Below are 13,842 nucleotides of genomic sequence, written 5' to 3' on the forward strand. Positions count from 1 at the left end.
GAGGACACACCGATGGCGACACTGCGGTGGTACTTCGACTTCGTTTCGCCTTACTCCTACCTGCACTGGCAGAAGCTGAAGCAGCTGCCGCAGTTCGCGCAGATCCAGACCGTGCCGATCGCCTTCGGTGCGGTGCTGCATCACCTGGGCAACCTCGGGCCGGCCGAGATTCCGGCCAAGCGCCGCTTCATCTACCGCCAGCTGCTGTGGACCGCACAGGCCGAGGGAACACCGCTGCGGTTCCCGCCCGGCCATCCGTTCAACCCGCTGTCCGCCCTGCGCCTGTGCCTGGCCGCCGGTTCCAGCGTGCAGGCGGTGGACGTACTGTTCGACTGGATCTGGCGCGACGGCAACGCGGCCGACAGCGCCGAAGCCCTGCGCGAACCCGGCGCACGGCTGGGCATCGAGGATGTCGCATCCGCCATTGCCGGGCCTGCAGTGAAGGAGCAGCTGCGGCGCAACACGGAGGTCGCGATCGCGGCCGGCGTGTTCGGGGTCCCCACCCTGGCCATCGGCGACGACCTGTTCTGGGGCAACGACGCGCATCCGCTGATGGCGGCGGTGCTGGCCGATCCGGGCCTGCTGCGGCAGCCCGAATGGCAGCGCTTGGCCAACCTGCCGGTGGCGGTGCAGCGCAGTCGCTGAACAGGGCGTGGCGCGTTTCCCTCGCGCGCCGGGCTGGGATTTGAGATAGATTTCACGTTTCCGAACCTACAACCGCCCTGGAGGGGGAGCCGCGGATGCGCATCGGAATCGTCGTCGACTCGGCCTGCGACCTGCCACCGGACTTCATCGCCACACACAACATCGTGCTGCTGCCGATCACCGTACGGATCGGCGAAGCCGTGCTGGCCGATCACCGCGATGAGCAGGCCACGCTGAGCTTCCTGCACGCGCACGTGGCCGAGCACGGCGCGGAGGCGGAAACCATCCCCTTCAGCGTCAACCAGATCCGCGACCTGTTCCTGCAGCAGCTGGTGATCGACTACGACCACGTGTTCTGCATGACCATCACCAAGACCCGCAGCCCGATCCATGACAACGCGCTGCAGGCCAGCTTCGCCATCCTCAACGACTACAAGCCGGTGCGTCAGGCAGCGGGCTACAACTCGCCGTTCGCGCTGCGCGTGCTCGATACCCAGAACCTGTTCGCTGCCCAGGCGGTGACCGCGGTGGAAGCCGTGCGCCTGCGCGACAGCAATGCCAGCGTGCAGCAGATCCGTGAGCGGCTGGAGGAACTGGCCAGCAACGTGCACGGCTACATGGTCACCCGTGACCTGTACTACATGCGCGCGCGTGCGCGGCACAAGGGCGACCGCAGTGTCGGCCTGCTCAGCGCCGCGCTGGGCAGCGCACTGGACATCAAGCCGGTGCTGCATGGCTACCGCGGCGAGACCGGGCCGGTGGCCAAGATCAAGGGCTTCGACAACGCCGTGCAGAAGCTTTTCGCGGTGGTCGGCCAACGTGTGCGTGCCGGGCTGATGACACCGACGGTGTGCGTCAGCTACGGCGGCGAACTGGACGAGCTGCGCACCCTGCCCGGCTATGCACAGATGAAGGAGGTCTGCGCCGGCCACGGCGTGACCGTGTACGAATCGGTGATGAGCCTGACCGGCATGGTCAACGTCGGCAAGGGCGCGGTCACCGTGGGCTTCGCCGATGGGCTGCATCGGTTCGAATGAGCGCCGGCCACGGCCGGATTCTGCACATCGATTCCACCGCGGTTGTGCCAGTCTTGCCGCACTTCAAGGAGAACTCCATGCCTGCGCAGTACCACATCAGCCTGCCCGACCCGTCCAAGGCCCGAGGCAACGATCCTGACCTGTCCTTCCATTCGCAGGGCGCCGCCGGTTTCGCCGAAGAGCTGCAGGACGCCCTGCGCAGCGGCACGCTGTTCGAGCGCTGGAAGGCCAAGCAGCCCGACCCGGATGCGGTGGAAACGCAGTGGGGCGTGACCGACCCGGATGCCACCGTGACCGGCGAGCAGAAGGACCTGCGCATCAACCTCGTCGCCACCACCCGCATCGACAGTGACGTGTTCAAGCAGCGCCTGCGCCTGCTGGCCGGCAGCCACTGGGAACTGCGCGACGTGCGTTGAGGCCATGCTCTGGTAGTTGCCAACCTTGGTTGGCGCTTCTGAAAAAAGCTGCCAACCAAGGTTGGCAACTACCGATGAACCGCCGGGCATGGCCCGGCGTTTCCATTTCCCTACCAGCCACCGCCCAGCGCGCGGTACAGCTCCACCCGTGCGATCGCGGCCGTGGCCTGGCTGTTGGCCAGCGCGGCCTGGTTGTCCAGCGCGATGCGCTGGGTGGTCAGCACGTCCAGCATGTCGACCACGCCGGCCTGGTACTGCCGGCGCGCCGCACCCAGCGCGGTCTCGCTTTCGTCCACCGCCACGTGCAGCTGCACGGTGCGCTGCTGTTCGGCGGCGTAACCATCGATGGCATCGTCCACTTCATGCCAGGCCTGCAGCACCGTGCGCTGGAACTGCAGCGACGACTGTTGCTGCTGCAGCTTGCTCAACGCGAGGTTGGCCTTCAGCCGGCCGCCCTGGAAGATCGGCAGGCTGATCGACGGCCCGATGCTGAAACGGTGTGCGTTCCAGCCATCCAGATCATCCAGCTGCTTGGCCTGGAAGCCAGCGTCGCCATTCAAGGTGATACGCGGCAGGAAACTGGCCTTGGCCACGCCGATGCCGGCCGTTGCGGCATGCAACGCCGCTTCGGCACGGCGGATGTCCGGGCGACGCTCGGCCAGTTCGCTGGGCAGCCCCACCGCCACGGCCGGCAGTGCGGGCCAGTCACGGCGTGCATTCTGCAGCTGCGTATCCAGTGCCTGCGGAGGCTGCGCCAGCAGGAACGCCAGTGCATTGCGCAGCTGCGATTCACGATGCCGCAGCGGCGCGATGCGTGCCTGCAGCGATGCTACCTGCGCTGACGCGCTGGACACCTGCAGCGTGCTGGCCACGCCCTGACGTTGGCGTGCTTCGGTCAGGCGCTTGATGTCGTGGGCGATGCTGAGGTTGTCCTCGGTGATCGCCAGCAGCTGCCGCGTCGCGCGCAGCTGCAGGTAATCACGCGCGGTTTCCGCCAGCAGCGCGATGCGCACTGCATGTGCATCCTCCTCGGCCATCCGCACGCGTGCATCGGCGGCTTCCACCTGGCGGCGCACGCGCCCCCACAGATCCAGTTCCCAGCTCAGGCCGATGCCGGCCTGGAACAGCCCATAGTCATCACGACCGCCGTTGCCGGACGGATCGTTCAAGCCCACCTCGCTGTTGCGTGCGCGTGCGCCGCTGGCGGTTGCGCTGACGCTGGGCAGACGGTCGGCAGCGCTGATGCCTCGCGCGGCGCGGCTCTGCTGCACGCGGTTGGCCGCCAGCTGCAGATCCAGGTTGGCCTCCAGCACCTGGCTGGCCAGCTGGCCCAGCAACGGGTCGTCGAAACCAGCCCACCAGGCAGCGTCCTGATCGATGGCATTGCCGGCGACGGCCTCGCCCTGCCAGTGACTGGGCAGTTCCGCCTGTGGGCGTACGAAGTCCGGGCCCATCGTGCAGGCAGCCAGGGCCGTGCACAGGCTGGCCGCAACGAAGGTGCGGAACAAGGTGACTGCGCTCATGCACCCTCCCCGGCCGCATGGCCCGGACTGTGCTGCACGCTCTGCGCGCGTGCACGGCTGCCCAGGTCGACACTGGCTTCCACCGACATGCCGGCACGCAGCTGGTCCAGCAGCGGCTGACCCGGCTCCAGCACGATCTTCACCGGAATGCGCTGCACCACCTTGGTGAAGTTGCCGGTGGCATTTTCCGGTGCGACAGCGGCGAAGGTGACGCCGGTGGCCGGCGCGATGCTGTCGATGTGCCCGCGCAGCGGCTTGCCCGGGAACACGTCCACCTTCAGTTCGACCTGCTGGCCGGCCTGCATGCGGGTCATCTGTGTTTCCTGGAAGTTGGCGACCACGAAGGCACGCTTCAGCGGCACCACTGCGGCCACCGGGGTGCCCGGGGTCAGGTAGGCACCTACGCGCACTGCACGACGACCGACCATGCCGTCGATCGGTGCACGCAGCACGGTGTGCGACAGATCCAGTTCGGCGCGGGCCTGCGCCGCTTCCGCGCGTTGCACCGCGGCCTGCGCAGCCTGCACACCGGCGGTCAGGATGTCGGTGCGCTGGCGCGCGGTCGACAGCGCCGCCTGGCCCTGCTGCAGGTGGGCACTGGCCACGGCCTGCTTCGACTGCGCCTGCTGCGCGTTCTGTACGGTTCCGGCGCCGTCACGGGCCAGTTCGCGGTAGCGCTGCTGGTCGGCACTGGCCAGGGTCAGTTCGGAACGGCTGACATCGACACTGGCCCTGGCCTGCTCGATCAGCGAATCCTGCTGGGCCAGTGCGGCCTGCGCGTTGGCGAGCTGTGCCCGGGCATTGGCAAGGTCGGCACGGGCCGCCTGCAGGGCGACCTGGTAGTCACGGTCGTCGATGCGGGCCAGCACGTCGCCGGCCTTCACCGACTGGTTGTCTTCTACTTCCACGGCACTGACGAAGCCGGGAATTTTCGGCGCCACCAGAGTGTAGTCAGCCACCACGTACGCATTGTTGGTGCTCTGGTGGCCGCCATCGCGCAGCAGCAGCCAGGCGCCGATGGCCAGGGCCAGTACGCCCAGGCCCAGGCCGGTGTGGAGAGTGGTTCGATTGATCGTCATGAGGGGTTCCTGCGAAAGGTTCAGGCCACTGCACGTGGCGGGTGGATGCGGGTGGGCATCCAGGCAATGAGGGGAATGAAGGCCAGCGCCACCAGTGCGACCACCCAGTACAGGTCGGCCGAGGTCAGCGCCTGCACCTGTGCATGCAGGCGCGCGCCGAGCTGCGGGCCATCGGCCAGCCACGGTTGCTCGCCCAGGCGGTCGACCAGCACGGTGGAATGGAAATGACGGCGGCCTTGGGCGACGGCATCCAGTACGCCGCTGGCGAGCACCGCAGCGAAACCCTTGACCGTGTTGAACCACGCCGAGGCAAATGGGCCGTCCTGCGGCGCCAGGCCGCCGGTGGCCAGCATCAGCAGCGGCAGCACCGCCATCGGTTGTGCGAACACCTGCAGCAGCTGCACCCACAGGAAGTTGTCGCGGATCCAGGCCACGTCCAGGTGCGAGCCCAGCCAGCAGGCCAGCGCCAGCATCGCCAGGCCGGTGGCCTGCACCCAGCGGCAGTCCACCGCGCGGATGTTCAGCAGCGCCGCCACCAGCGGCAGCGCGATCACCTGCGGCAGTGCCACCCACAGCAGCATCGGTGCCGTCTGCAGCGGCCGGTAGCCCTGCACGCTGGCCAGGAAGGCGGACGGGATGGAGATCACCGCCAGCAGCACGAACAGCACGCCGCCCAGCGTCACCAGCGAGTAGCTGAGATTGCGGTTGGCCAGCAGTTGCAGCTTGAAGAACGGCAAGGGGTGGAACCATTCATTGATCATGAACAGCACCATCAGGCCGGCGCCGCCCCCGATCATCAGCGTGATCATCGGCGAGTCGAACCAGTTCAGGCGCGGACCCTGCACCAGGCCCAGTACCAGCAGCACCAGTGCTGGCAGGCCGAGCAGCAGGCCGACCGTATCGAACTGGGCGAAGCGTTCCAGCCGCAGCGGGTCCTGTGGCAGGCCCCAGCTGACCATCACCATGGCGGCCAGGCAGTACGGCACGATCTGCCAGAACGCCCAGTGCCAGCCCACCTGCTCGACCCAGAACGCGGCCAGCGGCGTGCCCATGCTCGGGCCGAACGTCGCCGTCAGCGCGTAGCCGGCCAGGCCGTACAGCTTGATGCCCGGCGGCAGGAAGCGCAGCGCCACGCTCATCAGCAACGGCGGCAGTGCACCACCGCACAGGCCCTGCAATGCACGCAGCAGCAGGAACACTTGCAGGTTCGGGGCGAGCGGGCACAGCACGCCCAGCACCATGAAGCCACCGATCATCGCCAGCGCGAAACGACGCAGCGAGAAGGTGGCGGCACACCACGGCGCGAAGGCCATCGCACTGACCGACATCGCGCTGTAGAGGGCGACGATCCAGCTGCCGTCATCGACGCTGAAACCCATCGCGCCACGGATGTCGGCCAGGGCGACCTTGGTGATGTTCTCGTTGAAGCCCGACACCAGCACCGCCAGCAGCACGCCACACAGGCCGACCAGAACGCGGCGGTCGAGCCCGGGGGCGGCGGCAGGACGGGGCGCTGCAGCGGCCGGGACAGCGGCGGCCGGCGTACTCATCGCCGGGCACCGATCCGTGCAGTGCACGGCATATTGGGGGTCATTGGAATGCGCTCAGTGAAACTCCGGGGAGCGCAGTCTAGGGAGCCGGTACCCTGCGAAAAATGGCGCGACCCGCATCCCAGGCGTGCACCAGGCGCACGCATGCAGATGTCAGCGCGAGGCCTCCCCTGCGCTTTCGCACATGGTCTTGATCGAGCGCCGCAACCACTGGTGCGCGGCGTCGTTGTCCAGGCGCGGATGCCAGGCTTGCACGATGGCCGCGGTCCGCACCGGAATCGGCAGCGGGAACAGGCGCAACGGCAGGCGCATGTTGACGATCCGCTCCAGCATCACGCTTGGCATCTGAGGCAGGATCAGGTCTGATTCGGCCGCCGCGAAAATCGCACCGTGGAAAGTCGGGCTGATCAGCGCCACGCGGCGCTGCAGGCCGAGCGTGGCCAGGTCATCATCGATCGGCCCACGTGGCAGGCCACGGCGCGACACCGCGATGTGGTCGCACGCGGCAAAGCGCTCGGCACTGATCTCCTCGTCGAACAGTGGATGGTCTTCGCGCGCGGCGCCCATGAACGAGGTACTGAACAGGTTCTGCACCTTGGTGTCGGGCGCGTGCTTGCCGGCGGTGCTGATGTACAGGTCGATCCGGCCCTGCGCCATCGCATCGTCGTCGGTATCGCCCTCGGGCACGAAGCGCAGCACCGCGCGCGGCGCCTGCTGGCGGAACAGTTCACGCAGGCGTCCGCCGAATCCACCGATGAAGACATCATTGGCGCGGACATTGAAGGTGCGCTCCAGGGTGCGCAGGTCGATCTCGCGACCGGCATTGAAGACGCGGTGGGCCTGCTCGATCACGTCGCGGACCTGCTCACGCAGCTGCAGGGCGCGCGGCGTGGGCGCCAGCCCGCGGCCGGCACGCACCAGCACCGGGTCGCCCAGGGCGGTGCGGATCCGGCCCAGGGTACGGCTCATCGCCGGCGCGCTCAGGTTCATCCGCCGCGCGGCGGCGGCCACGCTGCATTCGTCGATCAGCACGTCCAGTGCCAGCAACAGGTTCAGGTCCGGCAGGGGCATGACAGTCTCCAGTGAAGCATTCTCCAGTAAGCCGGATGACTCTACGGCACTCCTGGCCTCCATGGATTGCGTCTGGCGCATTCATTGACTGCCGCGCACGGCATGGGTGCGCGCGATGACATCGGCGACCATCCCCGGCCTGCAAAGGAGACATCCATGTTCAATACCCTGCTGGTCGCCCTGGACGGTGGCCCCCAGCACGCGCGCGTGCTGGACCTGGCCGCGGCCATTGCCGGCCCCCGCAGCCGCCTGCACCTGCTGTGCGTGCTCGACCCCGAATTCGCGCTGGCGGCCGATGCCAGCGAAGCCGACCGCATCGAGTATCCGGAAGCCGCCCGCCAGCGCTCCCGCGCCGAGGCGGTGCTGGCCGAAGCCCTGGCCGAGCTGCGCGAGCGCGGCGTCGATGCCATCGCGCAGATCCCCTCCGGCGACCCCGGCGAAGTCATCAGCGACCAGGCCAGGCGCCTGAAGTGCGACCTGATCGTGATCGGCCACCGCCACCTGTCCCGGCTGGAGCGCCTGTTCGAACCCTCGATCGGGCAATGGACCATCGATCACGCCCCCTGCCCCGTGCTGGTGGAAACCCGCGACCCACAACCCTAGCTGCCATGGCCTCCCGTTCCCCGTTGTTTCCCACCCGGGTCAGCTACCGTGCCTTCGGCCGCCAGTTCGGTCGTGGCGAGCAGGCGCTGCTGGCGGCGATACGCCAGCTGCGTGACCCCGATCTTGTAGCCGATGGACTCGCACAGCTGAGCGGCCTCGGCCTTGATCCTGAAGGCTGCGACGCGTTCATCAACCTGCTGCCGCTTCTGGCCGCGCCGGCGGCACCGATCGACCTGTTGCCCGCCGGCTCTCCGTTCATTGCCGCCAGCGAACTGGACCTGCTGGTCTGCCTGCTGCGCATCGCCCAGTGGCGGCATGCACGGCCCCGCGAAGACGACTCGCTGGCACCGCTGCGGCGGCAGCTGGCACGCTGTGCTGTCGCCGTGCAGGCAGCGAAGCTGCCGTTGCGGCAGCGATCATTGTCACCTGTCGGACTGAGGCTGCTCGACCCCACCGGCTGGCTGCGGCAACGATGACCGGTGCGCACCGCACGTGCGCGATCCTGCATCGGGGCTGATCACGCGTCCCCCTCAGCAATCCATCCTGCCGTGCGCACTGCCTTCGTCGTCGAGCACGTGCGCATGCAGGATCACCTGGTTGCGGCCGGCACGCTTGGCCGCATACAGCCCCGCATCGGCGTCTGCCAGCAGCTGGTCGGCGCTGGCCAGGGCCGGCGGATGCAGGTAGCCCACACCGATACTGATGCTGACCGACCCTTCCGGCAGTGGCAGTGCTTCCACCGCCTCGCGCAGGCGTTCGGCCAGCGCCAGTACGCCCGACAGCGGGCTTCCCGGCACGATCACTGCGAATTCCTCGCCGCCATAGCGCGCAACACTGTCGCCGGCGCGGCCGGCGCTGGCCTTCAGGATCGCCGCCACGGCCTGCAGGCAGCGATCCCCGGCAGGATGACCGTGCCGGTCGTTGAAGACCTTGAAATGGTCGATGTCCAGCAACAGAAGGCCCAGTTCGCTGCCACTCCGCCGCGCGCGGTTCCATTCGGCCAACAGCAGTGCATCGAACTCGCGCCGGTTGGCCACGCCAGTGAGGCCATCCTGCCGTGCCAGCTGGTCCAGCGAAGCCTGCCGCTCCATCAGGTCCACCTGCAGCAGGATGCTGCGCAGGCCGAAGCCCAGCGTCGCGACTACGAATCCTGTGACCGCCAGTGGTCGCGCGTGGTCAACCACCAGCGTCCCGACCACCAGCAGCAGCAGCGGCAGGATCATCGGGCCGGCCGCCTGCACCGTGCGGGCCAGCCGTGGATGCAGCACGAAGCTCGGCGCCGGCGCCCGGCTCAGCGCCAGCAGTGCCAGCAGCAGGAACGGCAGGTCGATCAGCAGGTCGTTGTAGGCACCGAACGACTGCTCCTCGGTGTAGTGGTTGATGTAGTACGCCACCAGCAGGTAGACGACGGCGTACATCGCCAGCGCACGGAAGAAGTTGCGCCGCTCAGGAACGTCGCCGACCAGCCAGCGCACCACGGCGAACGCCGCAATGCACAGGTTCTGGATATCGAACATGCGCTGCATGTTGGCCATCGCGTGGTCATCAACATCGATGCGGGCGGCAAACGATTGCGCGTGCACGAAGAACAGCACACCCAGCAGTGCGGCCATGGCCGCGTCGATCAGGCTGATGCTGAGCCGTTCGCGGCGTGCACGGGCCAGGATGAACACCAGCGGCACACCGTAAAGCACATACAGGAACAGACTGACCCGCGGCGTGACATCGGCACGGCCAGCACCCAGCGCATCGACCATGTTGAAGGCCATGCCTCCGCCCCACAGCAGCAGGGCCAGCGCGGTGGCACGCCAACCCAGCGCGGCGCCATCGCGGCGGGCCCGCCACAGGCAGGCGGCGGCGGCCAGCAGGGGGGCGCCGGTCAGGAACACGAAGGAACCCGCACCGGCTGGACCCGGCCACATGGCCAGGACCAGGCCATGGCACAGCACATACAGCAGCGCCAGCACTACCGGCATGCATCCCCCGATCGGCAAGGCCGTATGGGCGCACCATAGCCCCGCCCGCGCCACGGCCACGTAAAAAAGGGACGGAGGGAATTAAGTCGTTTGCGGCACAGCGGCAAATGCGACTTAATCCCCTCCGTCCCCTTTTCCGGGGGCCGTCAGCCGTGCAGGGCGCGGGCGTGGTGGGCGATGTGCTCGCCGATGAAACTGGCGATGAAGTAGTAGCTGTGGTCGTAGCCCGGCTGCAGGCGCAGGGTCAGCGGATGGCCGGCGGCATCGCAGGCCTGCTGCAGGCGCTGCGGCTGCAGCTGGGTCTGCAGGAATTCGTCCGCCTCGCCCTGGTCGACCAGCAACGGCAGGCGCTCACGGGCCACGGCGACCAGCTCGCTGGCATCCCATTGCGCCCAGTCCGCCGGGTTGTCGCCCAGGTAGGCGTGGAAGGCCTTCTGCCCCCACGGCACGTGGCTGGGTGCAACGATCGGCGAGAACGCCGACACGCTGCGGTAGCGCCCCGGGTTGCGCAGCGCGATCACCAGCGCACCGTGACCGCCCATCGAGTGGCCGCTGATGCCACGCGCATCGGTGACCGGGAAATTTGCCTCGATCAGTGCCGGCAGTTCCTGTGTCACGTAGTCGTGCATGCGGTAGTGCTTCGCCCACGGCGCACGGGTGGCATTGAGGTAGAACCCCGCCCCCTTGCCCAGGTCATAGCCTTCGGCATCGGCCACGTCATCGCCGCGCGGGCTGGTATCAGGCGCAACGATGATCACACCGTGCTCGGCCGCATAGCGCTGCGCGCCGGCCTTGGTGATGACGTTCTGCTCGGTGCAGGTCAGGCCGCTCAACCAGTACAGCACCGGCAGCGCCTGCGCTTCCGCCTGCGGCGGCAGGTACACGGCGAACTGCATGTCGCAGCCCAACGTGGCCGAGTGGTGGCGGTAGACGTCCTGCCAGCCGCCGAAACAGGCGCGGTGTTCAATGCGTTCCATGGTGCTCTCCTGCGCGGCGCGCCAGCGCACGCGTGCTTCTGGTAGATGCCGACCTTGGTCGGCTTATCCACGCGCGGCGTGGATGCCTTTGTTGATCAGTTCATCCAGCTGCGCCAACAGGCGCAGCAATGGTTCGACGCCAGGCTGCCCATCAAGATTGCGAGAGGCCGCCACCGCCACATCGCTGCGCGGCGGCCACTGCCCGGCCGCGCGCGCCTCGTAGAGGCGCGGCAGGAATACCCGCGCAAGCCACTGCTCGAACGGCATGCCATCGTCGCTGCCGAAGGCCGAGGTCACCGCACGCGCTGGCCCCACCTCGCCCACTACCCAGCCCAGCGCACGCAACGCCTGCTCGATCGGGGCCACCAGGGCCGCGCGCGGGTCTTCCGCACGCGGCCGACGCAGGGCATCCAGCCAGCCCATGACGCGGCTCAGTAGTGGACCACCGAACGGATCGACTTGCCTTCGTGCATCAGGTCGAAGGCGTCGTTGATCTTGTCCAGGTCCATGGTGTGGGTGACGAACGGGGCCAGTTCGATATCGCCCTTCATCGCGTCTTCCACCATGCCCGGCAGCTGGCTGCGGCCCTTCACGCCACCAAACGCGGTGCCCATCCACTTGCGGCCGGTCACCAGCTGGAACGGACGGGTGGAGATCTCCTGGCCCGAACCAGCCACGCCGATCACCACGCTCTGGCCCCAGCCACGGTGCGCGCATTCCAGCGCCGCGCGCATCACGTTGACGTTGCCGATGCACTCGAAACTGTGGTCCACGCCCCAGGTGGTCATCTCGACGATGACCTGCTGGATCGGCTTGTCGTAGTCCTTTGGGTTGATGCAATCGGTGGCGCCGAATTCGCGCGCCAGCTCGAACTTGGACGGGTTGGTGTCCACCGCGATGATGCGGCCGGCCTTGGCCTGGCGCGCACCCTGGATCACCGCCAGGCCGATGCCGCCGAGGCCGAACACCGCCACGCTGTCGCCTTCCTGCACCTTGGCAGTGTTGTGCACCGCGCCGATGCCGGTGGTGACACCGCAGCCGAGCAGGCAGACGTGTTCCGGGTTGGCGTCCGGGTTGATCTTCGCCAGCGACACCTCGGCCACCACGGTGTACTCGCTGAAGGTCGAGCAGCCCATGTAGTGGTACAGCGGCTCGCCGTTGTAGCTGAAGCGGCTGGTGCCGTCGGGCATCACGCCCTTGCCCTGGGTGGCGCGCACCGACACGCACAGGTTGGTCTTGCCGCTCTTGCAGAACAGGCATTCGCCGCACTCGGCGGTGTACAGCGGAATCACGTGGTCGCCGGGCTTGACGCTGGTCACGCCCTCGCCCACGTCCACCACGATGCCGGCGCCTTCATGGCCCAGCACCACCGGGAACAGGCCTTCCGGGTCATCGCCGGACAGGGTGAACGCATCGGTGTGGCAGACACCGGTGTGGGTGATCTTGACCAGCACTTCGCCCGCCTTCGGCGGGGCGACGTCGATCTCGACGATCTGCAGCGGCTGGCCGGGACCAAAGGCGACGGCGGCACGGGACTTCATGGTGGCTTCTCCAGGATCAGGCGGGAATGGGATGGCAGGACGATCGACGCGATGTGGCGCCGATGCTTATTTCAGGTACGAGCGGATCAACGCGCTCATGTCGCGCACGCGTTCGGCGCGTTGTTCATCGGAGGCCGCGGGTTGCCCGAACTCCTCGCGCAGATGGGCCTCCATCACTTCGGACATCAGGCCGTTGACCGCGCCACGGATGGCCGCGATCTGCTGCAGCACCGGCCCGCAGTCGGCACCGGCTTCCAGCGCGCGGTCCAGCGCATCGCACTGGCCGCGGATGCGGCGCACGCGGGCCAGGACCTTCTTCTTCTCTTCGGGGGAGTGCGGCATGGCGGGGCCACCTCGGAACTATACTGGGGGATAGTATACAAGCCGAAGTCACGAACTCAATCCTGGCCGGCTCAATCGAACAATCCCTCACCCGCCAACCGGGTCAGTTCATCCACCACGTAGCGCACCTTGGGCCGCAGGTGGCGCGTCGGCGGCCACAGCGCGTGGATGTCGATGTGCCGTTGCATGTGCGTGTCCAGCACCGACTGCAGCGCGCCGGATTCCAGGTGCCGGCGCACCAGTGACTCCGGCATCTGGCAGATGCCCAGTCCTGCGATGGCCGCATCGATCACCGCATCGCCGTCGTTGAGCTGGTAGCTGGCGTTCGGGATGAACGTCCCTTCCGCATCATCGCTGCCGACCCGCCACGCCACCGGCTGGCCGTGGCGAAAGCCGACGATGCTGCGATGCTGCGCCAGTTCCTCCACGGTAGCCGGCACACCGTGCGCCTGCAGGTACTCCGGCGATGCGCAGGTAACCAGCCGCTGGCGCCCCAGCCGCCGCGCCACCAGGTGCTCGGCCTGGTGCAGCCCGCCGAAGCGGATCAGCAGGTCGATGCCTTCCTCGACGGGATCGACGAAGTGATCGGTGAAGGTCATCGTCAGCTGCAGGTCCGGGTACTGGCGGCACAACCGCAGCAGCACCGGCAGCACCACCAGCCGCCCGAACGAGGACGGCATGTCGATGCGCAGCCGCCCGCTGGGCAGGCCGGCCGACCCCAGGCAGGCCTCGGCCGCGGAGATCTCTTCGAGCGCCGCCGCACACGATGCGTAGTACGCCTCGCCGTCGGTGGTCAGCGCGATGCGCCGCGTGGTGCGGTGGAACAGGCGGACCCCCAGCCGTGTTTCCAGCCGGGCGATGGCCTTGCCCACCGCCGAGCGCGAGATGCCCAGCGCGTCGGCCGCTTCGGTGAAGCTGCCCGAGCGGGCCGTGGTGACGAACGTGACCAAGCCATTCAAGGATTCCAGCGGCAGCATCTCTCACCCCACATTGGGGACAAATAGTCCCGTACCGAGGGAGATCGAAGCGCTTTATGCACCCGCTTGTCAACGCCATCCTGTGTGCATCGCGCCGCTGGCGCC

Annotated in this window: 15 protein-coding genes; 5 read left to right on the forward strand and 10 right to left on the reverse strand. The window is 67.9% G+C overall.

Going from position 1 to position 13,842, the window contains the following annotated elements; genetic code table 11:
* Positions 1-12: 12 nt before the first annotated feature.
* From N5D20_RS13955 to N5D20_RS13965, 3 genes are all read left to right on the forward strand, one after another.
* Positions 13-645, forward strand: a complete 633-nt coding sequence (locus N5D20_RS13955) for a 2-hydroxychromene-2-carboxylate isomerase (protein WP_054172487.1) — start codon at positions 13-15, stop codon at positions 643-645.
* A gap of 95 nt (positions 646-740) precedes the next feature.
* Positions 741-1,682 carry a DegV family protein gene (locus tag N5D20_RS13960; protein WP_197578727.1) on the forward strand — a complete coding sequence of 314 codons (942 nt, stop codon included), beginning with the start codon at positions 741-743 and terminating at the stop codon, positions 1,680-1,682.
* Between the two features lie 77 nt (positions 1,683-1,759).
* A complete protein-coding gene (locus N5D20_RS13965) occupies positions 1,760-2,098 on the forward strand; it encodes a hypothetical protein (protein WP_197578728.1) in 339 nt (112 codons plus the stop codon).
* Positions 2,099-2,208: 110 nt separating this feature from the next.
* Here N5D20_RS13965 and N5D20_RS13970 read toward each other — a convergent pair whose 3' ends face one another.
* The 4 genes from N5D20_RS13970 to N5D20_RS13985 all read right to left on the reverse strand — a co-directional run bounded on the left by N5D20_RS13970 (position 2,209) and on the right by N5D20_RS13985 (position 7,321).
* Positions 2,209-3,621, reverse strand: coding sequence for an efflux transporter outer membrane subunit (locus N5D20_RS13970; protein ID WP_197578729.1), 1,413 nt, complete (start codon positions 3,619-3,621; stop codon positions 2,209-2,211).
* Positions 3,618-4,700 (reverse strand): HlyD family secretion protein, encoded by a 1,083-nt coding sequence (locus N5D20_RS13975; protein WP_197578730.1) that lies wholly within the window; start codon positions 4,698-4,700, stop codon positions 3,618-3,620. The genes N5D20_RS13970 and N5D20_RS13975 overlap by 4 nt, the downstream gene beginning before the upstream one ends.
* A gap of 20 nt (positions 4,701-4,720) precedes the next feature.
* On the reverse strand, positions 4,721-6,250 hold the full coding sequence (locus N5D20_RS13980) for an MFS transporter (protein WP_197578731.1): 1,530 nt from the start codon (positions 6,248-6,250) through the stop codon (positions 4,721-4,723).
* A 153-nt stretch (positions 6,251-6,403) separates the two neighbouring features.
* Positions 6,404-7,321: a LysR family transcriptional regulator gene (locus tag N5D20_RS13985; RefSeq protein ID WP_049435351.1), complete on the reverse strand. Its 918-nt coding sequence runs from the start codon at positions 7,319-7,321 to the stop codon at positions 6,404-6,406.
* 156 nt (positions 7,322-7,477) lie between these two features.
* Here N5D20_RS13985 and N5D20_RS13990 point away from each other — a divergent pair, with 156 nt between their 5' ends.
* Both N5D20_RS13990 and N5D20_RS13995 read left to right on the forward strand, forming a co-directional pair.
* Entirely contained in the window at positions 7,478-7,924 is a 447-nt protein-coding gene (locus tag N5D20_RS13990; protein ID WP_043400104.1) for a universal stress protein, read from the forward strand.
* Between the two features lie 5 nt (positions 7,925-7,929).
* The gene (locus N5D20_RS13995; RefSeq protein WP_054172490.1) at positions 7,930-8,400 is read left to right on the forward strand and encodes a hypothetical protein; all 471 of its coding nucleotides are present in this window, start codon (positions 7,930-7,932) and stop codon (positions 8,398-8,400) included.
* A 54-nt stretch (positions 8,401-8,454) separates the two neighbouring features.
* Here the strand turns inward: N5D20_RS13995 and N5D20_RS14000 are convergent, their stop codons facing one another.
* From N5D20_RS14000 to N5D20_RS14025, 6 genes are all read right to left on the reverse strand, one after another.
* Positions 8,455-9,900 carry a GGDEF domain-containing protein gene (locus N5D20_RS14000; protein WP_197578732.1) on the reverse strand — a complete coding sequence of 482 codons (1,446 nt, stop codon included), beginning with the start codon at positions 9,898-9,900 and terminating at the stop codon, positions 8,455-8,457.
* A gap of 146 nt (positions 9,901-10,046) precedes the next feature.
* Complete coding sequence (gene fghA / locus N5D20_RS14005) at positions 10,047-10,877, reverse strand: S-formylglutathione hydrolase (protein ID WP_197578733.1); 831 nt, start codon at positions 10,875-10,877, stop codon at positions 10,047-10,049.
* 63 nt (positions 10,878-10,940) lie between these two features.
* A complete protein-coding gene (locus N5D20_RS14010) occupies positions 10,941-11,300 on the reverse strand; it encodes a YqcC family protein (protein ID WP_197578734.1) in 360 nt (119 codons plus the stop codon).
* Positions 11,301-11,308: 8 nt separating this feature from the next.
* Positions 11,309-12,418 (reverse strand): S-(hydroxymethyl)glutathione dehydrogenase/class III alcohol dehydrogenase, encoded by a 1,110-nt coding sequence (locus N5D20_RS14015; RefSeq protein WP_197578735.1) that lies wholly within the window; start codon positions 12,416-12,418, stop codon positions 11,309-11,311.
* A gap of 66 nt (positions 12,419-12,484) precedes the next feature.
* Positions 12,485-12,760 carry a formaldehyde-responsive transcriptional repressor FrmR gene (frmR, locus tag N5D20_RS14020; protein ID WP_005411009.1) on the reverse strand — a complete coding sequence of 92 codons (276 nt, stop codon included), beginning with the start codon at positions 12,758-12,760 and terminating at the stop codon, positions 12,485-12,487.
* A gap of 71 nt (positions 12,761-12,831) precedes the next feature.
* Positions 12,832-13,737: a LysR family transcriptional regulator gene (locus N5D20_RS14025; protein WP_197578736.1), complete on the reverse strand. Its 906-nt coding sequence runs from the start codon at positions 13,735-13,737 to the stop codon at positions 12,832-12,834.
* Between the last annotated feature and the right edge of the window lie 105 nt (positions 13,738-13,842).

Origin of the sequence: Stenotrophomonas sp. GD03877 (genome assembly GCF_029840555.1) — a bacterium.
Classification (GTDB): domain Bacteria; phylum Pseudomonadota; class Gammaproteobacteria; order Xanthomonadales; family Xanthomonadaceae; genus Stenotrophomonas; species Stenotrophomonas geniculata.